This is a genomic window from Mycolicibacterium sp. lyk4-40-TYG-92 (genome assembly GCF_030209435.1).
Classification (GTDB): Bacteria; Actinomycetota; Actinomycetes; order Mycobacteriales; family Mycobacteriaceae; genus Mycobacterium.
In genome coordinates, this window is the sequence record NZ_JARVRX010000006.1 from 1 (window position 1) to 23,631 (window position 23,631).

21 protein-coding genes are annotated in these 23,631 nt (G+C 66.1%); 5 read left to right on the forward strand and 16 right to left on the reverse strand.

Annotated elements, in window-relative coordinates:
• Window positions 1-145 precede the first annotated feature (145 nt).
• Genes QRN63_RS11675 through QRN63_RS11700 form a run of 6 tightly spaced genes read right to left on the reverse strand, consistent with a single transcriptional unit; the run spans window position 146 to window position 6,512 of the window.
• Window positions 146-1,711: a radical SAM protein gene (locus tag QRN63_RS11675; protein ID WP_285030901.1), complete on the reverse strand. Its 1,566-nt coding sequence runs from the start codon at window positions 1,709-1,711 to the stop codon at window positions 146-148.
• Window positions 1,708-2,145, reverse strand: a complete 438-nt coding sequence (locus QRN63_RS11680) for a hypothetical protein (protein ID WP_285030902.1) — start codon at window positions 2,143-2,145, stop codon at window positions 1,708-1,710. Before QRN63_RS11680 ends, QRN63_RS11675 begins: the two co-directional genes overlap by 4 nt.
• Window positions 2,126-2,944, reverse strand: coding sequence for a prolipoprotein diacylglyceryl transferase (locus QRN63_RS11685; RefSeq protein WP_267318245.1), 819 nt, complete (start codon window positions 2,942-2,944; stop codon window positions 2,126-2,128). Before QRN63_RS11685 ends, QRN63_RS11680 begins: the two co-directional genes overlap by 20 nt.
• 25 nt (window positions 2,945-2,969) lie before the next feature.
• The gene (locus QRN63_RS11690) at window positions 2,970-4,076 is read right to left on the reverse strand and encodes an NDMA-dependent alcohol dehydrogenase (RefSeq protein ID WP_285030903.1); all 1,107 of its coding nucleotides are present in this window, start codon (window positions 4,074-4,076) and stop codon (window positions 2,970-2,972) included.
• 13 nt (window positions 4,077-4,089) lie between these two features.
• Window positions 4,090-5,019, reverse strand: a complete 930-nt coding sequence (locus QRN63_RS11695; RefSeq protein WP_285030904.1) for an alpha/beta hydrolase — start codon at window positions 5,017-5,019, stop codon at window positions 4,090-4,092.
• 11 nt (window positions 5,020-5,030) lie between these two features.
• Complete coding sequence (locus QRN63_RS11700; RefSeq protein ID WP_285030991.1) at window positions 5,031-6,512, reverse strand: flavin-containing monooxygenase; 1,482 nt, start codon at window positions 6,510-6,512, stop codon at window positions 5,031-5,033.
• Window positions 6,513-6,648: 136 nt separating this feature from the next.
• Between QRN63_RS11700 and QRN63_RS11705 the strand changes: the two genes are divergently transcribed.
• Entirely contained in the window at window positions 6,649-7,908 is a 1,260-nt protein-coding gene (locus QRN63_RS11705) for a PucR family transcriptional regulator (protein WP_267318248.1), read from the forward strand.
• Window positions 7,909-7,912: 4 nt separating this feature from the next.
• Here the strand turns inward: QRN63_RS11705 and QRN63_RS11710 are convergent, their stop codons facing one another.
• Together QRN63_RS11710 and QRN63_RS11715 are read right to left on the reverse strand one after the other, a co-directional pair.
• Window positions 7,913-9,040: a sensor histidine kinase gene (locus tag QRN63_RS11710; protein ID WP_285030905.1), complete on the reverse strand. Its 1,128-nt coding sequence runs from the start codon at window positions 9,038-9,040 to the stop codon at window positions 7,913-7,915.
• The gene (locus tag QRN63_RS11715; RefSeq protein WP_285030906.1) at window positions 9,037-9,759 is read right to left on the reverse strand and encodes a response regulator transcription factor; all 723 of its coding nucleotides are present in this window, start codon (window positions 9,757-9,759) and stop codon (window positions 9,037-9,039) included. Before QRN63_RS11715 ends, QRN63_RS11710 begins: the two co-directional genes overlap by 4 nt.
• Here QRN63_RS11715 and QRN63_RS11720 point away from each other — a divergent pair.
• A complete protein-coding gene (locus tag QRN63_RS11720; RefSeq protein WP_267318251.1) occupies window positions 9,718-10,371 on the forward strand; it encodes a DM13 domain-containing protein in 654 nt (217 codons plus the stop codon). The genes QRN63_RS11715 and QRN63_RS11720 overlap by 42 nt on opposite strands.
• The gene (locus tag QRN63_RS11725; RefSeq protein ID WP_285030907.1) at window positions 10,371-10,868 is read left to right on the forward strand and encodes a DoxX family membrane protein; all 498 of its coding nucleotides are present in this window, start codon (window positions 10,371-10,373) and stop codon (window positions 10,866-10,868) included. Before QRN63_RS11720 ends, QRN63_RS11725 begins: the two co-directional genes overlap by 1 nt.
• A 6-nt stretch (window positions 10,869-10,874) precedes the next feature.
• Here the strand turns inward: QRN63_RS11725 and QRN63_RS11730 are convergent, their stop codons facing one another.
• The 4 genes from QRN63_RS11730 to trpS form a co-directional block, all read right to left on the reverse strand.
• Window positions 10,875-11,966 carry an NmrA family NAD(P)-binding protein gene (locus QRN63_RS11730; RefSeq protein ID WP_285030908.1) on the reverse strand — a complete coding sequence of 364 codons (1,092 nt, stop codon included), beginning with the start codon at window positions 11,964-11,966 and terminating at the stop codon, window positions 10,875-10,877.
• A gap of 63 nt (window positions 11,967-12,029) precedes the next feature.
• Window positions 12,030-12,470 carry a MarR family winged helix-turn-helix transcriptional regulator gene (locus QRN63_RS11735; protein ID WP_267318254.1) on the reverse strand — a complete coding sequence of 147 codons (441 nt, stop codon included), beginning with the start codon at window positions 12,468-12,470 and terminating at the stop codon, window positions 12,030-12,032.
• A gap of 51 nt (window positions 12,471-12,521) precedes the next feature.
• The gene (yhjD, locus tag QRN63_RS11740; protein WP_267318255.1) at window positions 12,522-13,550 is read right to left on the reverse strand and encodes an inner membrane protein YhjD; all 1,029 of its coding nucleotides are present in this window, start codon (window positions 13,548-13,550) and stop codon (window positions 12,522-12,524) included.
• A gap of 75 nt (window positions 13,551-13,625) precedes the next feature.
• Window positions 13,626-14,666 carry a tryptophan--tRNA ligase gene (gene trpS, locus QRN63_RS11745; protein ID WP_285030909.1) on the reverse strand — a complete coding sequence of 347 codons (1,041 nt, stop codon included), beginning with the start codon at window positions 14,664-14,666 and terminating at the stop codon, window positions 13,626-13,628.
• A gap of 139 nt (window positions 14,667-14,805) precedes the next feature.
• Here trpS and QRN63_RS11750 point away from each other — a divergent pair, with 139 nt between their 5' ends.
• On the forward strand, window positions 14,806-15,813 hold the full coding sequence (locus QRN63_RS11750) for an SIS domain-containing protein (RefSeq protein ID WP_285030993.1): 1,008 nt from the start codon (window positions 14,806-14,808) through the stop codon (window positions 15,811-15,813).
• Window positions 15,814-15,840: 27 nt separating this feature from the next.
• Here the strand turns inward: QRN63_RS11750 and QRN63_RS11755 are convergent, their stop codons facing one another.
• Window positions 15,841-16,263: a MarR family winged helix-turn-helix transcriptional regulator gene (locus QRN63_RS11755; RefSeq protein ID WP_285030910.1), complete on the reverse strand. Its 423-nt coding sequence runs from the start codon at window positions 16,261-16,263 to the stop codon at window positions 15,841-15,843.
• Window positions 16,264-16,314: 51 nt separating this feature from the next.
• Between QRN63_RS11755 and QRN63_RS11760 the strand changes: the two genes are divergently transcribed.
• Window positions 16,315-16,914 (forward strand): TIGR03086 family metal-binding protein, encoded by a 600-nt coding sequence (locus QRN63_RS11760; protein WP_285030911.1) that lies wholly within the window; start codon window positions 16,315-16,317, stop codon window positions 16,912-16,914.
• Here the strand turns inward: QRN63_RS11760 and QRN63_RS11765 are convergent.
• From QRN63_RS11765 to QRN63_RS11775, 3 genes are all read right to left on the reverse strand, one after another.
• Window positions 16,911-20,240, reverse strand: a complete 3,330-nt coding sequence (locus tag QRN63_RS11765) for a helix-turn-helix transcriptional regulator (RefSeq protein ID WP_285030912.1) — start codon at window positions 20,238-20,240, stop codon at window positions 16,911-16,913. The two genes, QRN63_RS11760 and QRN63_RS11765, sit on opposite strands and share 4 nt — an antisense overlap.
• 67 nt (window positions 20,241-20,307) lie before the next feature.
• Window positions 20,308-21,111 (reverse strand): exodeoxyribonuclease III, encoded by an 804-nt coding sequence (locus QRN63_RS11770; RefSeq protein WP_285030914.1) that lies wholly within the window; start codon window positions 21,109-21,111, stop codon window positions 20,308-20,310.
• 105 nt (window positions 21,112-21,216) lie between these two features.
• Entirely contained in the window at window positions 21,217-23,454 is a 2,238-nt protein-coding gene (locus tag QRN63_RS11775; RefSeq protein ID WP_285030915.1) for an NADP-dependent isocitrate dehydrogenase, read from the reverse strand.
• Window positions 23,455-23,631 lie beyond the last annotated feature (177 nt).

A 23,631-nucleotide genomic window follows, 5' to 3' on the forward strand; every position in this document is an offset into this window, starting at 1 on the left:
ACGCATGCAACAACTCCCCAGGTAGGAGCTGTTGCACTAGACCCTTGAATCGAAGGCGGCTGCGGGCGACCAAAGCTGCACACTCGGCGTAGGCCCGCTCGCCACATGGTCACCAGCCCAGCCCGTCCAACCATGTCCTGGACCCTCAGATCACCGTGAGCGGCAGGGCCTTTCCCAAATCAGTGCCCGCGGCGATCGACATGCGCTGGCGCCCCAGCGCCGGCCACGCCTGTACCGCGCAGAACGGTGCGCACTGGTCCTGGTCGGCGCGGGTGCCGACATGGACGCAACACTGCACCAGGCGTTCCTCGATCATGGTCGAGATGTCCATGAACGGCTTGACGGTGATGCGAACCACGCGCTCCCCCAACAGCTTCCGTACCCGGTTCGTCCCACCGGGCAGGGCCGATGACGCGAGCGCGAGCAGCGTCGGCATGCCGAGGTCGCAGTTCTGGCAGATGGTTCGCCATACGTCGCCGATCCCAGGGTGCGACAGCGAGGACTGCTCGGACAGCAGGCCCAGCAGTGATTCCCGGACCGCCAGCTGCAGTTCCTGCGGCAGCTCACTGTCGGCAATCCTGTTGGATACCAAGCCGAGTCGATCTTTGAGGACATCGTGGCCGATAAGCGAGACCAGCGACCGCCATTGCCCCGCGTCGTCGCGCAGCACGTAGCCGACCGAGCAGCAGTGCGGATGCGAGCACGGCAACGCGGTGAGATCCCGCCAGGTCACCAGGCCGTCGGTCTGCGGACCGAGCCTGCTCAACACACCGGTGTGCGTCAGCCGGTCGTGGGCGTCCAGGTTCCCCGAACGCCCCGAGCCGAATTGCGGCTGAATGGTGATGCCGCCGACGTAGGGGGTGTCGAGCGCCAGCTGCAGCATGTCGCCGATCTCGTTGTCATTCACGCCGAGCGCCGCGGCCATCACCAACGTCGTGAAAATCTGGCGCACCGAAAGGCGCTGCAAAACCTGCGTTTTCAGCCTGCGAAGGTCACCGCCGCGGTGGTGCCGATGGGCTGTCTCGGACAGCCCGTCGTACTGCAGATACACCTCGACGCGGTGTCGGTGGGCGTTGAGCAGCTCGAGCAGGGCATCGTCCGTCGCAATACGGATGCCGTTGGTGTTGAGGAGGATTCGCGTGATGGGCCGGCGGGTCAGCTCGTCGAGCAGCTGAGCGAGCTCGGGATGTAGCGTCGGTTCGCCACCCGAGAGCATCAGCACGTCCAGCCGCCCGTTCTCCCGGGCCAGCCGCTGGTCGACATTGGCGAGCAGCTCTGCGACCGGCACCACGTTGCGCAGATCGGGCGATGAATCGGTGAAGCAGGTAGGGCATCGCAGATTGCAGACTTCGGCAATGTCTTCGAGCAGGATGCAGGTGTGCTGGGTCTGCATCTCGGGCAGCCCGCGCAGATAGGCGGACGGGATCGGATCGAAATTCCCTGCCACATCGGGCATGTGCGCCTTGGTCGGGGCGGTCCATTCCTCCAGATACGACAGAATCTCTGGGCTCTCGTCGTACAGCGTGCTCACCAGGCCGTGCGCTGGGCACCCCCGCTCCAGCCACACTCGTCCATCGCGCTCGACGAGCCGGCCCGACAGCCGCGACACGTCGCTCAGCGGCCGTTCGGGGGCATCGTGGTGGCAGTCCGGGCAGTAGGCCGTCACATAGCGGAGAATGCGGTCCCCGCGCAGCCCCATCCCCGCCGTCATGTGTACATCGTGGGGTTCAGGCCGGTGCAGTAGCCGACGGTCAGGATCGAGGTGAGCGCCCAGCCGATCATCAGGCCGAGACCCAGTCCCTTGGACCCTGGGTTACCCGTCTTCCACAACGCGTAGCCACCCCCGAAAGCGATGAGGGCCAGCAGCGCAGCCCCGAAAGCCAGCAGCACCTTCTGCTGGTCGGCGAGCATCACCGTGAGGAAGCCCACGCCGACATTCAGCACCGGAAAGAGGATCACCCCGCAAACCACACCGCCTCCCGAGATCGCCTTGGGGTTCGGCGGTGGGTAGCCGTACTGCGGGTGCTGGGGATACGGCGGCGGATATTGGGGGTACTGCGGGTACTGGGGATACCGCGGATGCTGACCCGGCGGCACGCCGTTGCCGGGCTCATCGTCCGGATAGTCAATTGGCGGTTCGGACACGGTCACCCTCCCTGTCGGCCGACGAAATCCGGTAGTAACCACGGCAATAGCCGCGCCAGACCCGAAAACCCAAGAGCGCCAAGGACGGCAGCAGCACCCACTGCGGGCGCGTCAGGTCGAGCCACACCGTCTCGTTGGCGCGCACGAACTCCACGAAGAAGCGGAACACCGCGTAGGCCGCCACGTAGATGACGAACAACTCGCCGGGATGGGTGATTCGCGGCCGCAGCCACATGAGGATCGCGAAAGCCGCCAGCTGGAAAACGATTTCGTACAAGAACGACGGGTGCATGGCCAGCCCGGCCACACATCCCGGGCACTCGGGGGTGCTCGCCGGAGCATGTACTCCCCACGGCAGCGTCGTCGGGCGGCCGGGAGCCTCCGTCAACAGGCACCCGATTCTGCCGATCGCCATCCCCAGTGCGACCGCGGGTGCGAACAGGTCGCCCGTCTTGCCGCGATATCCGCCGAGCCGTTTGGCGATCAACACGCCCACGTAGGCACCGAGCAGGCCGCCGAGGATGCTCTTGGAGCCGTACTCCCACGCCTGCACGACAGTCGGGTTGGCACTGAAATCGAGGTGCCGCGCCAGGCCTGACAGGCGCATCCCGATCGCCCCGCCGACCAGCGCACCGGTCACGGCCACCAGCGATTGTTCGTTCACCGCGCCGCGGCGCCGCGCCTCGTGGACGAACACGAGCACGGCGGCGAGGACCCCCAGCCCCACGAACAGACCGTGGACCGGCACCTGCACCGGTCCGATCTGCCACTGGGAGATCGCTGGGATCGCTGAGATCACACGGTCAAACCTACAACCGGGCCCGTCAGTGCACGATGATCCCGCGAATGTTCTTGCCTTCGCGAAGATCCTGATAGCCCTGGTTGACCTCTTCGAGGGTGTATCTGGTGGTAACCAGGTCATCGAGTTGCAGTTGGCCATCGTTGTAGAGCCGCAGCAGGCGGATGATGTCGTACTGCGGGTTGGCGGAGCCGAACAACGAGCCGCGAATGGTCTTCTCGAACAAGGTCAACTCGAGGCCCGAGACATGGATCGTCAGCTTCTCGGGATTGGCCATGCCGATGACGACGACCGTGCCACCCTTGCCGATGGCGCTGAACGCCGACGTGACGACGTCCTCGTCCACGGTTCCGACGCAGATGATGGCCTGGTCGGCGCCCTGCCCCCAGGACAGTTCGTTGATCTTCTCGGCGGCCGCCTCGGCGCTCGCAAACACGTGTGTCGCACCGAATTTCAGTGCGGTATCGCGTTTGAACGGCACGGGGTCGACGGCCACGATGTATTTCGCTCCGGCATGCGCGGCGCCCTGGACGGCGTTGATGCCGATGCCTCCGATGCCGTATACGACGGTGATGTCGCCGGGCCGAACGTTTCCCGCGTAGGTGGCACCGCCCCATCCCGTCGGCACACCGCAGCCGACGAGCACGGCGGTTTCCAGCGGCAGCCAGTCGTCGATCTTGACCACCGAGTGCTGCGAGATGGTGGCCTTCTTGGCGAACGTCCCCAGCATGCACATGGCACCGAAATCCTTGCCGCCCTTGTGGAATCGGAACGAGCCGTCCGGCATGGACCCTTCGAGAATGGTCGCACCCATGTCGCACAGGGCCTGCCGGCCGGTCGAGCAGTACCGGCAGTGGCCGCAGCTCGGGATGAAGCTGCACACGACGTGGTCGCCCGGCTTGACCTTGGTGACGCCGGGGCCGACGTCCTCGATGATGCCTGCGCCTTCGTGTCCACCGACGATGGGATAGCGCGGCGGTAGGTCACCGTCGGACAGGTGCAGGTCGGAGTGGCACAGTCCGGCGGCGGTGTAATTGATCAGTACTTCGCCCGGCCCTGGACCGTCGAGATCGAGTTCCATGATCTCGAAGGGCTTGCCCGGCTCCAGCAGTACAGCTGCGGTGGTCTTCATCGATGTATTCCTTTCAGGCTGAGTGGGTGACGCGGCGGTGGCCTTGGGACGGGGCCAGATCGCGCTTGAGGAAGTCCAGCTGGTCCGCCAGAACCCGCTGCTGCCAAGGACCGTCGTAGAAATCGAGATGATCGATGTCGTACTCCTTGAGCTGCGCCCAGTACCCCGCCCGGCGCGCGGCCTTCCGCGCCGCAGCCGCCGGAGCCACCCGGTCGCCCGTGCCAGGCTGCACGAGGATCGGGCATGTCAGCTTGCCGGCCTTCGTGATCGGCCGGTTGACGGCGACGCCGAGGGCGTGCCGGCCGCGGACCTCGTTGCGCCACGTCGGCCCGGCAACCGGGAGCCAGGCCTCCGCCGATCCGGACGTCGCGATCACCGCGTTCGGTCCGCCTACCACCGGCACCATGTGCGCAGACCGCCCCAGCGCGCTACCGACGACGTCCCGCAAGGCGTTGACCGTGGACCGCACCAGGTAACCGGTCCCGCAGGTGCGACGCAGGTGCGCCAGGGTGGCCACCCCGTCGACGGCGGGATTCATCGAGATGACGGCCGCTATGCGCTGGTCCCGGGCCGCGACCGCGATGACGTGGCCGCCGGCGTACGAGGTCCCCCACAGCACGATCCGGTCCGGGTCCACCCCGGGCAGGTGCCGCGCCGCGGCGACGGCGGCGTGATAGTCCTGCCGCTGGCGGCGAATCGAAACATCCTGTCGCGGAGTGCCTTCGGAGTCTCCGAAGCCCCGGTAATCGAATACCAGGACGTCCAGACCGGCGGCGGCGAAGGGCTGCGCGAAGCCGAGCAGCGCGGTGTCCTTCGTCCCGCTGAAACCGTGGGCCATCACCACAGCCGGCCGGCCGGACTCCCCGGCGAGCGCGTCGGTCGCTGCGGGCAGATGCCAAGCGGCGCAACGGACTCCGTGGCTGTAGAAGTACAGCTGCTTCATGAATGATCTCCCTACGACACGTATGCGACGGTCTTGACCGACGAGAACCGCAGGCCCGGGTCCTCGATGGGACCGCTCCGCAACCGCTCGGCATCCATCTCGTAGGCGTGCTTGACAAGCCACGAACCGCTGTCGCCGCTGCGCGGGAACTGCTGGATGCCGCGCTGGACGTAGCCCGACGACAGATCCATCAGCGGACCGCGAGCCATGTCAGGGTTCTCCACCACCGGCACGACCACGTCATGACCGTGGGCGTCCATGTGGTCGAGCATCCGGCAGAAGTGCTCGCAGACCAGGTCGACCTTCAGAGTCCACGCGATGTTGGTGTATCCCATCGCGAACGCCATGTTGGGCACGTCGGAGACCATCATGGCCTTGTACACCGTGTGGTCGGGCATGTTGAGCACCTGGCCGTCGACGCTCAGCGCGATCTTGCCGAACAGCGACATGTTCAAACCTGTTGCGGTGACGATGATGTCGGCCTCCAGCTCCTGCCCGGACCGCAGCCGGATGCCGCGCTCGGTGAAGCGCTCGATCTGATCGGTTACCACCGACGCCTTGCCGGTCCGGAACGCCTTGAACAGGTCGCCGTCGGGCACCATCGCCAGGCGCTGCTCCCACGGGTTGTAGCGCGGGGTGAAGTGGGTGTCGACATCGAAGCCCTTGGGCAGCTGACGGGCGACGTTGGCGATCAGCAGCTTTCGCATCACCGTCGGATACTTCTGGCACAGCTTGTACAGCCCGCGGGCGGTCGCGATGTTCTTGCGCCGCACGATCGGGAAGGCGCGCTCGTGACCCAGCACCTTGTTGAGCGCGTTGGTGATCGGGTCGGCCGCCGGCACCGAGAGCACATAGCTCGGCGAGCGCTGCAGCATCGTGATGTGACCGGCCTTGTCCGCCATCGACGGGATCAGCGTGACCGCCGTTGCGCCACTGCCGATCACAACGACCTTCTTGCCTGCGTAGTCCAGATCCTCCGGCCACAGCTGCGGATGGATCACCTGACCCGCGAAATCCGCCTTGCCCGGGAAGTCCGGGATGAACGGCTTCTCGTAGTCGTAGTACCCGGTACCGAGAAACAGGAAGCGGCCGGTGAACGTCGTCGTGTCATCGCCCTGCCTGGTGGTGACGGTCCAGCGCCCGGTGTCCGAATCGAAGTTCGCGTCCTGAACGCGGTGACCGAACCGGATGTGCTCGCCGATGCCGTTCTCGTCGACGGCCTGCTGTAGGTAGTCGAGGATGATGTGGCCGTCGGCGATCGACTTGCGGTGCGTCCACGGCTTGAAGCCGAAGCCGAAGGTCGGCATGTCGGAGTCCGAGCGGATGCCGGGGTACTTGTGCAGGCTCCAGGTGCCCCCGATGGTGTCGCGTCCCTCGATGATCAGGAACGACGTGCCCGGGCGGTTCGCCTTCAGATGGCATGCCGCGCCGATGCCGGAGATTCCCGCTCCGATGATCAACACGTCGACATCGCGCGTCTCGGACCGCTTCATTGAGGTGGACACTGTGACTCCTGATCGCTGGGAAGTGCTGCTGTGATGACACTCACGCTATGGGTGGCACGAGGCGCAAAACAGGTGCGACGGCCCAGTGCTCGCCCCGCGATATGTGCGGGGGCATACTTCGTGGATGGCCGCCGAGACACCATCGCCTGAGGTCATCAACCTCATGGGCGACGTCGCCGACCTGATGCTGGCCGAGATCGACGATCTGGTGGCCGAGATGGACGCCGCCGAGGTCGATCTCTCCCCCGCCGCCGCCTCCGACGCAGCCGTGCTGGCAGATACCTCGGCCAGTAACCGCGCCAATGCCCTACGCGTGTTGACGATGTTCGCCCGCCGGCAAGCCAGGGCGGCACCCATCGACATCCCGCCCGAGGCCCTCGACGTCGCCCGCACGGTGGCCCGGCGGGGGATGGATCTCGACGTGATCTTCCAGTCCTATCGACGCGGGCAGAACGTGGCGTGGCGCCGCTACATGGCCCACGCCACCCAGCTCATCCCGTCCGGTCCATTGCTGTTCGAACTGCTCGAAGTCGCCTCGACACGCATGTTCGAGTATGTGGACCATGTGGTCGCGGGCGTCATCACTGCGGCGCAGCGCGAACGCGAGGAAGTGCTCGGCGGCGCGATCGCCCGCCGCGCCGAGACCATTCGGCTGATCCTGGACGGCGCGGCCATCGACGCGGCGCGGGCCACAGAACGCCTGGGCTACGACCTCCGCCAGCGCCACACCGCGCTGGTCCTGTGGACGCCACCGCACGGCGACGTCCAGGGTGCGCTCGAATCCGCCGCGGCGGTGCTGGCAAGGGCCGCGGGCACCCGTCCGCCGCTGACGTTGTCCGTCGGTCCGTCGACGTTGTGGGCGTGGCTCGGCAGCGGCTCCGAGCCGGCAGTCGACGGGCTGCCGGACGTAATCAGCAAGGCGCAGAACCATATTCGCGTCGCGGTCGGTCCGACGCAGCCGGGCATCACCGGATTTCGCCGCTCCCACGAGGCGGCCCTGTCGATCCAGAGTCTGCTCGCCGGGCACCCCGGCGGTGCGCGGGTTGCGCTCTTCCGCGACCTCGAGGTCACCGCGCTGGCGGCCCAGAACACCGACCGCGCAGCCGAATTCGTCGCGGCGACGCTGGGACCGCTCGCGGAGGACACAGGGGCCGCGGCCCGCCTGCGCGATACTCTGCGGGTGTTCCTCGACGAGGCCGAGAACGCACCCCGCGCCGCGACCCGGCTGCACACGCACCGCAACACCGTCCTGCAGCGGGTGGCCCGGGCCACCGAACTGCTCGGCTACCAGCCGGGTGAACGGCGGCTGGCCATGGAACTCGCGTTGGAACTGGCCCACCAACTCGGCCCGCGGGTGCTGACCGCTCCCCCGCCGGACGCGTAGCGATTCACGTCGTCGGCAGCGTCACGTCCAGCCGGAATCCGCCGGGCACGTGGGCAGCGGACACCTGCCCACCGTGCGCTTCGACGATGCCCCGCACGATGGCCAGACCGATGCCGGCACCCGACCCGTCGGCCTCCGGTGTGCGGGCCTGCGTACCGCGCCATCCCATGTCGAACATGCGCCCGAGGTCGTGTGACTGCACGCCAGGGCCCTGGTCCAGCACCGTGAGCACGATCCGGTCGCCGTCGAGGTGGTGGGCCGAGACCTGAATCTCGGAATCCTCCGGCGCATGCCGGATGCTGTTGATCAGCAGGTTCGCCACCACGCGGGACAGCTCCCCCGGGTCGGCGAACAGCACCTGGTCGGTCATTTCCGCATGCGTGATGGTGATGCCGCGAGTGGCCGCGAGTGCCCGCATGTCGGAGACGACATCGGACACGAGGTCCAGGAGCACCACCGGCTCCTTGCTGAGCTTCAGCATGCCACTCTGAATCTTGGACAACTCGAACAGCCCGTCGACCATGCCGTTGACCGCATCCACCTGATCGCGGATCTGGCGGATGTAGTCCGCCGGCTCATCGACCACACCTTCCTCGAGTGCCTCGGCCATCGCCCGCATCCCGGCCAGCGGTGTCCGCAGATCGTGCGAGACCCAGGCGACCAGCTGACGGCGCGACGCGTCGAGCTGCTCGACCTCCGCGCGAGCCGCCGCCAGCTGCGCGGACGACTGCGCAAGCTGGCTGGACAGTTCGGCGAACTCCCGGGAACTGTCGACGTCCGCCGCCACGACTTCGCCACTACCGATCTGCCGGGCCGCGCGTTGCAGCCGGGCCACGGACCGTCGCAGCCGTCGCAGCATGAACCCGGCCGCAAGACCGGCCATGAGCGCCGAGATGGCGAGGACCGCCAGCAGCACCTGCAGATCGTGTGACGACAGGTACATCTCGATCGAGATCGCCACCGTGGAGGCGACGATGGCGACGATCGTCGCGCCGATCAGGACCGACACCTGCGTTCCAATGGACCCGCGCCGATTGAGTTGCATGACGAGGACGGCCGCGCCCGTGGCCACCGACGTACAGATCAGGGCCGTCACCGCGATGATGACGAGGTCCATCGCACCGAGGATCATGACGACCGCCCCGACGGCGTGAATCGGTACCCCGTGCCCCACTCGGTCCGCAGATAGACGGGATCACGCGGGTCGGCCTCGATCTTTTCGCGGAGCCGCCGGATATGCACCGTCACCGTCGATGCGTCGCCGGCCGTCCAGCCCCACACTTCGCGCAACATCTCGTCGCGGGAAACCACTCGATCGGGGTTCTTGAGCAGGAAGAGCAGGAGTTCGTATTCACGCCCGGTCAGTTCGACATCAGCACTGCCGCAGGTGATCCGGCGCATCGTGGGGTCGATCCGGAACCGGCCGACGACGAACGGGGCCAGCGGAGACTGCTGGGAGACCCTGTGCCGCAACAGTTTCGCAATGCGCAATTGCAGTTCACGGAGCGCGAACGGCTTGGCCAGGTAGTCGTCGGCGCCGAGTTCGAGGCCGTCGATCCGGTGACCGCTCGCTCCGAGTGCCGTCAGCATGATCACCGGAACATCCGATCGGGTGCGGATCTCGCGCAGCAGGTCGTCACCGGACAGCCCCGGCAGCATGCGATCGAGCACCAGCACGTCCGGCGTCGAGCGCTGCACTGCCTCGCGTGCGGTTTCCCCGTCGGAGAACTCGTCGATCCGAAAGCCCTTGGCGCGCAGGTACGCCGCCACCGCGGTCCGCACCCGCTGGTCGTCTTCGACCAGCACGACGTGCGCTCCGCCGCCGTCGTCGGAGCTCACGGGCGCATCCATGTCGCACCTCTCATGGTGCTGAGCCTAGACAGCCCACCGGGCATCGGGCCGTTTCTAACGGTTCTGAAATCTTTGGCGAACGCGCGTCCGGCGCTCCCTAACTTCATCGGCGACGGGGTGATCGGCACCCCACGACGCTCGAAGGAGTTCCACATGGTCATCAAGCCGATCGCAGCGACAGCAGCTGCGGTGTTCGCGCTGACGCTCACCGCGTGCGGTGCGAACGAGATGAAGTCGGGCGGTTCGTCCAGCCCCTCCAGTTCCGCCATGTCGTCCGCCATGACCTCTGCGATGACCTCCGCGAGTTCCGCCGCTCGCACGGGTCACTTCACCGGCCTGAACGGCAAGCACGTCGCCGGCACGGCGACCGTCAGCGGCATGAATCTCGAATTCACCGACTTCTCCTCGGACGAAGGTCCGGACCTGCACGTGTACCTGACGAAGGGCTCCACCGAGCCTGATGTCGCGGCAGGCAAGGAGATCGCCGCCATCAAGTTCGATCAGGCAACCCAGTCGTTCCCGCTGACCGGCATCGACACGATGGGCTACACCACCGTCGTCATCCACTGTGACAAGGCGAAGGCAGTCTTCGGCGCTGCCTCACTCATGTGATGCCCGATCTCATGACCACCTGCGCACCGACCACGCGTGACCGCGCCGACCTGGCCGCTTCGATACTCTTCGGCGCGGTCCGGGTCGGGCTTGGACTGCTGTGGCTCCACGAGGGCTACGTGAAGTTCCGGGCGCACTTCGGGCGCGCGGACATCCTGCTCGTCGTCGACGGCGCATCGGCGAATTCGCGTGTGCCGGAATACTTCCGGTTCATGGCCGAACACCTGCTCCGGCCGACGGCAGACCTGGCCGGCGTCATGACACCGCTGACCGAGGTGGTACTGGGTCTGGTCCTGGTACTCGGCCTGTTCAGCACGCCTGCTGCGGTTGCATCCGCGGCATTGCTGGCCGTCTACTGGAGTTCGGACCAGCTCATCGCGCAGTACCCGATCATGGCGGTGCTGAGCGTGGGTGTGCTTGTCGGACAGGGATATTCGAATCGCTGGACGATCATGACGCTGGTGCACCGGCGACCGGATCCCAAGGAAGAGGGCTGACGTGGATCAGAGCTTTCCGGTGCGCAGGTCCTGGCTGCTCTTCAAAACAGCCGAGTCCAGACTCCAGTTCTCCGGCTGGACCCGCTCCCAAAGGCTGCCCCTGCCGGTCGCCTTGCCGAGTTCGTCCTCACGCCTGAACCACTGCTCTGCGGTGCGGATCCGGTTGGGGTGGATTTCGTCCAGCAGCGCGTAGTTCCGCTCGATGACGCCGTCTTTCCACAGGTTCCAGAAACCGGTGAAGTTGGCTCGAAATGTCATGGTGGCTGGATCATTTGGATCCGCGTTGTATCCGGCAGGGGTATCGGCGACGCCGCCGAGCGGCCCCTGCCAGTACGCGTCGATGTCCGTGTCGACGTATCGCGCCGGATGCCCGGTCACCGCTTCGAACGCCCGGGCAAGCTCGCGGTACGGGATGTGGTCAACGGCGACCTCGAGGTCCATGCCATTGGCACGGTCGGTGTTGTCGAAGAGCCATCGGACGTAGTAGCCGCAATCCTCAAGGGAGACATGGGGCACTGCGCCGTCGCCGAGTGGCACCCGCCAGGTGACGACGCCGTCCTCCACGCTGGGCGCCATGGGGGTCAGGGGCGATATCGTCATTTCGATGTAGGGCCCCGTCGTGAAGATGGCGGCACCCATCCGATCCGAATTCGCCTGATTCTGCAGCAGAATCCACTCGGCGATGCGGCCCTTGCCGTCGTAGTGGCCGACGCGGTACCTGGAGTCGTAACCGGCCTTCTTGAGTCCATAGTCGAGATTTCCGTACACGAAGAACCTCACGCCTTCTTCGATGGCGATCTCGTAAGCGCGGACGGCCCAGTACATCTCGGTCTTCTCGCCGGTGTTGAATCCGTCGATGTTGACGAACGCGCCGTCGCATCCGCGAAAGCCCTCGCGCAGCACGGTTTCATCGGCGAAAGTGCCTTCGAGGGCCGAGACATTTTCGAGTTCGAGCAACGATTTGGCCCGCGCACTCGTGACCTCACGAGTGAGAAATCGAACGGAGTACTTCCCGTCGGCGACGAGGGCGCGGGCGACGGGCAGTCCCTGGGCCCCGGTCGCACCGATCATGAAGATCTTGGAAGTGGGGTGTGACATAACAGCTCCTTAGTGGTGTATATACAACATTTGGGTATCGACATAGGCCGACCCAACCGATTTCTAGCCGCCAGTCGACAGACCGACGCTGGTCGCGAGGGATCGGACCGCCTTGACGCCGCCGGCCCCCAGCAATTCGGTGGCATCCTGTTGCGCCTGTCGCCATGCCGGCATCACGCTCTCGATCTTCTTGCGGCCCGACGCGGTCAGCGCAACTTCTCGCACCCCCTTGGCGTTCGCGGACACCGCCTCCACCCAGCCGTGTTTCATCAACAGACTCAGGTTGCGACTGACCGTCGACCGCTCCAGCTGCAGCACCTCGCCGATCCGGGCGGGCGAGGACGGGCCCATTTTGCCCAGCGCCGCCATGAGATTGACCTGGGCGATGCTGACGCCATGCTCTTCGAGGGCGTGGTCGTACAGGCTCGTCACTGCCCGGCCGAGTAGCCGAGCGCGGACCGCCAGGCAATTACCGGCGATCTCATCGACCGCAGCGTTGACCATGCCACCATTGTTGCATATACACCATTGCCCAGCAACATGCCGTAGCCCGAGCTATCCCCTACGGCGTCGCACCAGCCGCGAAAGACCCAGCCCACCAAGCAGACCCATGGCCGCGCCGACCGCCACGCTGTTCGCGTCGACGCCCTCGCGCTCGCGGTAGCGGGTGACGATCGCGGCCGGTCCGGGCGGCGCCACCGGCGCGAGCGCCATCGTGTCCGGGGCCGTGGCGGCCCACGCGGTCGAGAACAGGATCAGTCGTGCGGTGATGTAGGCGAACACCATCAGACCCAGCACGGGACCGAACGTGGCGCCGGCCGGCCCGTGCATGACGGTCCGTAGATAGATCGAGGCAACCTGTTTGAAGAGCTCGAAGCCCACCGCGGCGATCAGGGCAGCGCGAGCCGAGCTGCGCAGGCTGACCTTCTCGCGCGGCAACCGGGCGATGATCCAGGTGAACATCAGCCACGCCACCAGGAACGACACCGCGATCGACGCCACCCGCAGCAGCGCATTGAGGCCCGGGACATGCCCGACGCCGAACCAGTGCAGGACCGTCGTCATCAACCCGGTGTCACCCAGGGCGGTCAGGCCGATCGTGACGACGATGGCCAGGAACGCCGAGACCAATGCCAGCAGATCGGACAGCTTGGTACCCACCCAGCCATCGGGTTCGCTCTGTTGCTCCCACATCTCGGTGAGGGCCTTGCGCAGGTTGGCCATCCAGCCCAGGCCGGCCCATGCCGCGGTCGCCAGGCCGATGACGCCGACCGAGGTGCGTGATTTCACGGCCGAGTCCATCAGCCCGACCAGCTGGTTACCGAAGTCGCCCGCGACGGCAGACCGGATGTGCACCTCGAGTTCGGCCAGCAGGTCCGGGCGGGACGCCAGCACGAAACCACCCACCGCAAAACCGACCATGAGCAGCGGGAACAGCGCGAACACGGTGAAGTAGGTGATACCGGCGGCGTAGAAGTCGCCGTTACAGTCCTGGTAGCGGTCCTGGGCCCGCATGATCCGATCCAGCCACGGATGCCGTTGACGCAGTCGGTCGAGTAGGCCCGGCTGGTCCGAGTCGGTCATTTTCGGCAAACCCCCTTGTCTGCCGAAAAGCCTAGTGTGCGACGCCGCGGGTGTCCCGGCGCGGCGTCCGCAACGTCAGCGCAGGCGCGGCAGGAAGCCCAGGCGGTCATTGACGCGCTGCAGCGTCTTGAACGCAACCTGCTCCGCGCGCTCGGCGCCCGCGGCCAGCACCGATTCCAGTTCGGCCGGGTCAGCGAGCAGCTCGTCGACCCGGTTCTTGATCGGGGTGACGTACTCGACGACGGCTTCGGCGGTTTCCTTCTTCAGGTCGCCGTAACCCCGTCCCTCGTACCCGGCCACCAGCGCGTCGATGGCGGTTCCGGTGACCGCCGACTGGATGGTCAGCAGGTTGGAGATACCGGGCTTGGCCTCGGTGTCGAACCGAATCTCGCGCTCACTGTCAGTGACCGCCGAGCGAATCTTCTTGGCGCTCTTGGCCGGATCGTCGAGCAGGTTGATGAGCCCGGCGTCGGTCGCGGCCGACTTGCTCATCTTCGCGATCGGGTCCTGCAGGTCGTAGATCTTGGCGGTGGCCTTGGGGATCATGGCCTCGGGCACCACGAAGGTGTCGGGGAAACGCGCGTTGAACCGCTGCGCGAGGCCGCGGGCCAGTTCCAGGTGCTGACGCTGGTCCTCACCGACAGGCACCAGGTCGGTGTCGTAGAGCAGAATGTCGGCGGCCATGAGCACCGGATAGGTGAACAGGCCGATCGTGGTGGCGTCGGCCCCCTGCTTCTGCGACTTGTCCTTGAACTGCGTCATGCGCGACGCCTGCCCGAAGCCCGTGAAGCAGCCCAGCAACCACGCCAGCTGGGTGTGTTCGGCGACGTGGCTCTGTACGAACACCGTGCTGCGGGCCGGATCGATACCGAGCGCGAGGTACTGCGCGGCGGTCACCAGCGTGCGCCGACGCAGCGTCTCGGGGTCCTGCGGGACGGTGATGGCGTGCAGGTCGACGACGCAGAAGAACGCGTCGTAGCCGTCCTGCAGGTGTGCCCAGTTCTGCACCGCGCCCAGGGCATTGCCCAGGTGAAGCGAGTCGGAGGTGGGCTGTGCCCCGGAAAAGACGACGCGCTTGTCTACAACTGTCTCGCTGCCTGCACCGCTGTTGCTCATGATGGCTTCGATTTTCGCACTGCTGTCATCCGCTTTTGCCCGGGGCTCGGTCTACGCTGGGGAAAGTGGGTTCTAGTGCGATGCTGACCTCCGACAAGGAGACGAAGTGAGCGCCGATCTAACGTCCCCTGGCCACCTGATGGCCGCCGAAATCGCCGAACAGCCGCAGGTGTGGCGCCGGCTGCTCGGCGAGGGCCGTGAACCCATCCGCGCGGCGTCCACCCAGATCGGTGCGGCTGCGCCTCGGTTCGTCCTGTTCGTGGCACGAGGCACGAGTGACCATGCCGCGCTGTATGCGAAATACCTCGTAGAGATCACCCACGGCCTGCCTGCAGGCCTGGTCTCTCCGTCAACCATGACCGTCTACAGCGCCCAACCCGATCTGCGCGACGTGTTGTACGTTGCGGTCAGCCAGTCAGGTGGTTCGCCGGACCTGGTGCGCTCGGTGGAGGTGGCGCGCTCGCAAGGCGCGCTGACCGTCGCGGTCACCAACAACGCCGCGTCGGATCTGGCTGCGGCAGCGGCGATCCACGTCGACGTGCTTGCCGGGGCCGAGAAGTCGGTGGCCGCGACCAAGTCCTACACCGCGGAGTTGCTCGCCCTGCAGCTGCTGCTCGGGCATGGCGTTTCCGGCGTCGACGCGCTGCCCGACCTCGGTGAGCAGGTGCTCGCTGCTGGGGAACTGGTCCGCGAGGTCGCGCAGCGGTACCGGTTCGCACAACGACTCATCGCCACGGCCCGCGGCTACTCCTACCCCACTGCCCGGGAGGCTGCCCTCAAGCTGATGGAGACGTCTTACCTTTCCGCACAGGCGTTTTCGGGTGCCGATCTGCTGCATGGCCCGCTCGCCACCGTCGACCCTCAGGTACCAGTGCTCGCGGTGGTGCCGGAGGGTGCCGGCGGACAGGCCATGGCGCCCGTCCTGGAACGGCTGGCCGAACGCAATGCCGACGTGTTCGGGGTCGGAGCGCCCTCGGCGTTGACCGGGCTCGCGGCCGGCATCGCGCTGCCGAGCGGAGTAAGCGACGAACTCTCCCCACTCCTGGAAATTCTTCCGCTGCAACAACTTGCGCTGCATCTGGCACTCGCCCGCGGCGGTGACCCCGATCAACCACGCGGCCTGCGGAAGGTCACGGAGACGCTATGACACCGATCGCCGACGAAGAGCCCGTGGTCAATCGGGCGTCGGCGCCAGGCGTTGCAGCACCTTGAGGAAGACGCGCCGCTCCTCGGCACTCAGCTCGCCGAGCCACAGCTCCTCACCGCGCTGAATGTCGGCCTGCACTGTGTCTTTAAGGCGGCGTCCGGCTGCGGTGATCGACAGCAACCGGACCCGGCGGTCGTCGGGATCGGGGGTGCGCTCGATGTAGCCGCGGTCCTGGAGGTCGTCGAGCGTGCGGATGATGCGCGTCTTGTCCGCGCCGATCGCCTGTGCCAGCACAGCTTGCGACCGCATCGGTGTCTCATCGAGTGCCAACAGCACGACGTAACCCCACATACTCACGCCGTGGGCGTCCAGCACGGGTTGCTCAGCAGCCACCAGCTCGCGCAGCAGCGGCGCGAGCATCGCGGCGAGGTCAGGGCGCTTTGCCGACATCCATCCATCGTAGGCATTGTCGTATCGTATGCGTCTGCTTACGATAAGCTAGTGCATACATTATCAGCCGATCTTCTCACCGCCCACCGCCTCGCCGTCCTCGCCTCGGTCATTGTGGTCAACATGGTCGATCACAATGACCTGACGCGGCCAACCCCCTGCGCTGCTTGGGATGTGGCCGACCTGCTCGCTCACATGACCGTCCAGCACCGCGGCTTCGCGGCCGCCGCACGTGGCGGCGGACAAGACCTTGCCGTCTGGGATCCGGCTGGTTTGCGCGACACGCACGACCCGGTGGGCGAATACGCCTCGGCCGCGCACGACGTGCTGGATGCGTTCGCTGCCGCGGACCCCGAAAGCCAGTTCGCATTACCAGAACTCGGCACGACGGTGCCTGCCGAAATGGCCATCGGCTTCCACCTGATCGACTACGCTGTGCACGGCTGGGATGTTGCGGCCGGCCTCGGTGTTCCCTTCACCCTGCCGGACGACGTCGTCGCCGTAGCCCTGCCCCTGGCCCTGGCCGTGCCCGACGGGGACTTCCGCAGCACGCCCAACGCGCCGTTCGGCCCGGCACACGCCGGCGACAGCACAACGGATTTCGAGCGGTTGCTGCGTCACTTGGGCCGCAACCCGCAGTGGAGCGCCTAGACGTGCCGTGCCGATTCCCGAGCCAGCTGCATCCGCGACGTCAGCCCGAGTTTGCTATAGACGTGGGTCAGATGCGTCTGCACCGTGCGGGGTGAAACGAAAAGCCTTGCGCCGATGTCTTTGTTGGACAGCCCTTCGTTGACGAGCCGCACCACGTCCAACTCGGTCGGGGTGAGTGAGGCCCAACCGGTCGCCGGGCGCTTGCGTTCGCCACGGCCGCGTTGTGCGTAGGCAATTGCCTCATCTGCGGACAGGCCGGCGCCCTCGGCCCGCATGGCATCAAAATCACCATTGCCCAAGGCATTACGCAAAGCTGCGATCGAAGCATCGTAGTCGGACTGGTAGATCCGGAACCGAACCTCGCCCGTACGTTGCCGCATTGCCGACGCCGCACCGAAGAGCCTGACCGCCTCGGAATGACTGCCGGAGCAGACGGCCAACTCCGCTAGCGCCTCGATCACGTCGGCGATCCCCAGAGAAGCTTGTACCTCGACGCCACACTGCAGCGCGGCATGGAGGTCACGTTCGGCTTGCCCGAATTGACGCTGCGCCAGGGCAACCCGCGCACGCAGTGTCAGCGCCACCATCTTGTGCCACCCGCTCGTGGAGTTGACGGCCTCGTCAGCCCATCGGTGAGCAGCGCTCGAGTCGCCCTCCATCAGCGCCACCTGGATCATCGGCGCGATGAATGTTGCTGCGACATCCGGCTGCACACTCAGATCCGGCCAACCCGACTGCCATGCTGAGGCCGCCGCGGCGACATCGCCGTCGGCGAGTGCCGCATAGGCGAACGCACAGCGGGCAACCCCCGGATAGATGCCTCCTGCCGCCGCTGCCGCCTCGATGGCGTCCTGGCCCACAGCGCGCGCAGCGTCGGTGTCACCACGATAGGCCAACGCCTGAACCTGACATTCCAGGGCAATCGCCTTCACCACGGCATCCGCGCGGGCATCGGCCTCGGCTGCGACCTCGCCGAATCTCGTGACGCCCCCGGTCAGATCACCGTGCCACAGCAGCACCCACCCGACATAGAAACGGCACATGCGCGAGACGAATGGATTCCCGATCGCGTCCGCGAGCTCACACCCCTCTTCGGCCGCGTCGCGCACCGCTGTCGGATCACCTGCGACGAACCCGCCGAGCCCCTGCCACGTCAGGATATGGCTCAACGTCCACTCATCACCCAGCTCACGGACCAGGCCGATTGCCTCAGCGAAGTACGGCCGACCGGCCTCTGAGATGAAACCGCTGGCGTATGCACAAACGGTGAGGGCGCGAGCCAATAGGGCCTGGTCGCCCACCGACCGGGCCAGAACCAGTGCTTCGTGGGCCCGTTCGACACTGTCCCCAAATCCCCACTCACCCATCCAGGTGTCGATCAATGCCTTGTCGGCGAGGGCACGCGCCCACACCTGCGTCGAGACGGCGGTGTCATCGCGATCGACTTCGGTGAGGATCGAGTCGAACCACGACATCCCCTCTCGCAGACGCCCACGACCGAACCAGAGTCGCTGTAGCGACGAAGCCAGTGCCAGCGCCGGTTCGATCTGGGCTTGTTCACGACTCCACGCGAAAGCGGCCCGCAAATTGTCGACCTCGCTCTCCACCAGCTCGAGAAGCTGCACATTGGTGGTTCGCGTCGCCGAATCGAGCTGGGTGGCCAAGGCTGTGTAGTGGTCACGGTGCCGCGCCCGGACCGCTTCCGCCTCACCAGACTCGCCCAACTTTTCCAGCGCGTACTGCCGCATCGTCTCCAACATCCGATATCGCGTACGGCCATTGCTGGACTCGGCCACCACGAGCGACTTGGCGACCAGCAGCGCCAGCTGATCCAGTACCTGGAAGCGCTCCACGTCGCCGCCGGCGACGACAACCTCTGCGGCATGGAGATCGAAGCCGCCCATGAACGCAGCCAGCCGGCGGAACACGATCCGTTCGGGGTCGGTCAGCAGGGCATGAGACCAATCCGCCGAGGCGCGCAGCGTCTGCTGGCGTTGCACCGCGGTCCGGGCACCGCCGGTCAGCAGCCGGAAACGATCATGAAGGCTGTCAACGATTTCCGTCAGCGACAGCGCCCGGACCCGGGCGGCAGCCAACTCGATCGCCAGAGGAATGCCGTCGAGGCGACGACATATCTCGATGACGGTCGCAGCGTTGTCGTCGGTGACGACGAAGTCGGGGCGGGCAAGGCGAGCGCGGTCAGTGAACAGTTCGATCGCTTCGTCGGCCAGGGCCAGCGACCGCAGCTGTCGCGTCATCTCGCCCGGTGTACCGATGGGCTCCCGGCTGGTGGCCAAGACTCTCACCGCCGGTCCAGCCCCCAGGACACCGACAGCGAGCGCCGCGCTCGCATCGAGCAGATGCTCGCAGTTATCCAGCACCACAAGCACATTCCGGTCCCCGATGAAGCGCGTGAGCGTCTCCATGGTGGAGTGTCCCGGCTGATCTGGGAGCCCCAGAGCCCGGGCCGCTGCGATGGGCACGACATCTGGATCAGTGACCGGCGCAAGGTCCATGTAGCACACACCGTCGCCGAGGTCTCGTGCCATCCGCGCCGCCACCTGGATCGCCAGCCGGGTCTTGCCTGCGCCGCCTGCGCCGGTGAGCGTCACCAGCCGGTTCTCCTCAAGCAACCGCATCACGTCGGCCATCTCCGTCTCGCGGCCGACGAAACTCGTCAGCTGCATCGGAAGGTTGTTTGCACCAACGGCTTTGGACATTCGCAATGGCGGGAAGTCACTGCGTAGATCGGGGTGACACAGCTGCATCACCCGTTCAGGGCGCGGCAGATCCCGCAGCGTGTGCACGCCGAGATCGATCAGGAACGCGTCCGCCGGTAACCGGTCGATGACCACATCGCTTGTCGTGCCCGACAGCACCGTCTGGCCACCGTGTGCGAGATCACGCAGCCGGGCGGTGCGGTTGGTGGTCGGGCCGGCGTAGTTGCCCTCGGTACTGGACTGGCTGCGCAGCTGAATATCGCCGGTGTGCACCCCGATGCGCAGCCGGATCGGCGCGACCGACGCCCGCTGCAATTCCAGTGCGCAGGCCACCGCGTCGCCGGCTCGGGAGAACGCCGCGACGAAGCTGTCTCCCTCGCCCTGTTCGACGGGCCGTACCCCGCCATGGGCGCCGATGATGTCGGAGATCCGGCGATCGAACTGCGTGACGGCGGCGGCCATCTCGTCCGGCTGGGTCTCCCACAGCCGCGTGGAGCCCTCGACGTCGGCCAGTAGCAACGTCACGGTCCCCGTCGGCAGCAACTCACTCACGGCCAGATCGCTCCAGTTCAACGGCATATCCGCAGGTGAATCAATCTGGCTCATGCTAGCCAGCATCGCGCCGGGGCGGGCGCAATACATCAGCGCATGCGCGTAAAAATCGCCGAGAAGGTCAGCTGTACTCGACCGTCACCGGCGCGTGGTCGGACCAGCGCAACGCATACGCCGCGGCCCGCTCGACCCGCGCCGCGTGGGCCTTGGGCGCCAGCTTGGCGTTGGCCAGGTGGTAGTCGATGCGCCAGCCGGCGTCGTTGTCGAAAGCCTTGCCGCGCCACGACCACCAGCTGTACGGCCCGGCCACGCCCGGGTGCAGCTCACGGACCACGTCCGTCCAGCCGGAGGCCAAGAGCTCGGCCACCCACTGCCGCTCATTCGGCAGGAACCCGGATTTCTTGACGTTGGCCTTCCACGCCTTCAGGTCCAGCTCGGTCGCGCAGATGTTCCAGTCGCCGCAGATCACCACGTCGCGACGCTTGCGGGTCAGCTCGGCCATATGGCCGGCGAGCGCCACCATGAAGCGCTCCTTCTCCACCTGCTTGTCGGTCTCGGCCTCACCGCTGGGCACGTAGACGCTGGCGACAGTGACGCCGTCGGTGTCGACCTCCACATACCGGCCGTGCGCGACGAATTCACAGTCCGGGCTGAGCCCCACCCGCACCGCGGTGATGGGGGCCCGGGACAACACGGCAACGCCGTTGCGGCCCTTGGCAGACGGCTCGGCCGACGCCAGTTGCCAGCCCGCATCCAGCGCCGGCGCCAGGGCCTGTGCCAGCTGCTCGTCGTCGGCCCGCGTCTCCTGCAGGCAGATGACGTCGGAGTTGGTGTCCTTCAGCCACGGCAGCAGCCCGAGGTTCTCCGCGGAGCGCTCTTTGACCGCGGCGCGGATGCCGTTGACGTTGATGGTGGTGACGATCACGAAGCAGAACCTTAACGCCGGGGTACGACAGGCCGGAAACGACGAACGTGAGCTTGGGTGCGAGAAATCGAAGAAATCTCGCACCCGAGCTCACGTTCGAGGCAATTACTCCTGCGCGGATTCCAGCGCGGCGTTGAAGGTGGCGCTGGGCCGCATCACGGCCGCGGTCTTCTCTGGGTCCGGCGCGTAGTAGCCACCGATGTCGGCCGGGCTGCCTTGTGCCGCAGCCAGTTCCGCGACGATCTTCTCCTCGTTCTCGGCCAGCGTCTTGGCCAGCGGAGCGAACTTGGCGGCCAGCTCGGCATCCTCGGCCTGCTTGGCCAGTTCCTGCGCCCAGTACATGGCCAGGTAGAACTGGCTGCCGCGGTTGTCCAGCTCGCCGGTACGCCGCGACGGACTCTTGTTCTCGTCCAGCAACTTTCCGGTCGCACTGTCGAGCGTCTTGGCGAGCAGCAAAGCCTTGGCGTCGTCGGTCTTGTTGCCCAGGTCGTCCAGGCTCGCGCCCAGCGCGAGGAACTCGCCGAGCGAATCCCAGCGGAGGTGATTCTCCTCGACCAGCTGCTGCACGTGCTTGGGCGCCGAGCCGCCGGCACCGGTCTCGTACAGGCCGCCGCCGGCCATCAGCGGCACGATCGACAGCATCTTGGCGCTGGTGCCCAGCTCCAGGATCGGGAACAGGTCGGTGAGGTAGTCGCGCAGGATGTTGCCGGTCGCGGCGATGGTGTCTTGGCCGCGGATCAGGCGTTCGATGGTGTGCCGCATGGCGCGTTCCTGCGACATCACGGAGATGTCGAGGCCCTCGGTGTCGTGGTCCTTGAGGTAGGTCGCGACCTTCTTGCGCAGCTCGGCCTCGTGCGGACGCTCCTGGTCCAGCCAGAACACCACGGGCATGCCCGAGAGCCGGGCGCGGGTGACGGCCAGTTTCACCCAGTCGCGGATCGGCGCATCCTTGACGACGGGCATACGCCAGATGTCGCCCTCTTCGACGTTCTGGCTCAGCAGCACCTCGTCGGTGTCGATGTCGACGATGTCGGCGACGCCGTCCTCCGGGATCTCGAAGGTCTTGTCGTGGCTGCCGTATTCCTCGGCCTTCTGCGCCATGAGGCCGACGTTGGGGACGGTGCCCATGGTCCGCGGATCGAACTGGCCGTGGGTCTTACAGAAGTTGATGATCTCCTGGTACATCCGGGAGAACGTCGACTCGGGATTGACGGCCTTGGTGTCCTTGAGCTTTCCGTCGGCGCCGTACATCTTGCCGCCGAGCCGGATCATGGCCGGCATCGAGGCGTCGACGATGACGTCGGACGGCGAGTGGAAGTTGGTGATGCCGCGGGCCGAGTCGACCATGGCCAGTTCCGGCCGGTGCTCGTGGCATTTGTGCAGATCGTCGACGATCTCGTCGTGCAGCGACTTGGGCAGCGTCGAAATCTTGTCGTACAGGTCGGAGAGCCCGTTGTTGACGTTGACCCCCAACTCGTCAAACAGCTTCTGGTGCTTGGCGAATGCGTCCTTGTAGAAGATGCGTACGGCGTGGCCGAACACGATCGGGTGGCTGACCTTCATCATGGTCGCCTTGACGTGCAGGGAGAACATGACGCCCGTCTTGTAGGCGTCCTCCATCTGCTCCTCGTAGAACTCGATGAGCGCCTTCTTGCTCATGAACATCGAGTCGATGATGTCGCCGGCGTCGAGCTTGACCAGTGGCTTGAGGTCGATGGTCTTGCCCGACGTGGTCTTCAGGACCATCTTGACGTTGCGCGCCTTGTCGAGCGTCATGGACTTCTCGCCGTGATAGAAGTCGCCGTGCTTCATGGTGGCGACGTGCGTCCGGGAGGCCTGCGACCACTCGCCCATGCTGTGCGGGTGCTTGCGGGCGTACTCCTTGACCGCCTTCGGCGCGCGACGGTCCGAGTTGCCTTCGCGCAGAACCGGATTCACTGCGCTGCCGAGACACTTGCCGTAGCGATCCTTGATCGCCTTCTCTTCGTCGGTCTTCGGGTCGCCCGGGTAGTCGGGCAGGTTGTAGCCCTTCTCCTTGAGTTCCTTGATCGCGGCGACGAGCTGCGGCACCGAGGCGCTGATGTTCGGCAGCTTGATGATGTTGGTGTCCGGGGACTGGGTCAGCCGGCCCAACTCGCCCAGGTTGTCGGGGACCTTCTGCTCATCGGTCAGGTAGTCGCTGAACTCGGCGAGGATGCGGGCCGCCACCGAGATATCACTGGTCTGGACGTCGATACCGGCAGCGCCGGCGAAGGTGCGGACGACCGGCAGGAAGGCGTACGTCGCGAGCAGCGGCGCCTCGTCGGTCAACGTGTAGATGATGGATGGTTTCTCGCCACTCATGGTCACTCTCCCGGCGTCACGGACGGTACGTACGAAAATCTATGTCGAGTCCGGCGTCTGCACATGACTACCCCGTCGCACGACGGTTACGAAGTTACCGTGACCGGCGCGGCAGGCTTCCGGTGGATAGGTCTGGCGGGCACAGAACTGGATCGATACCGACAGGCTGCGTGAACG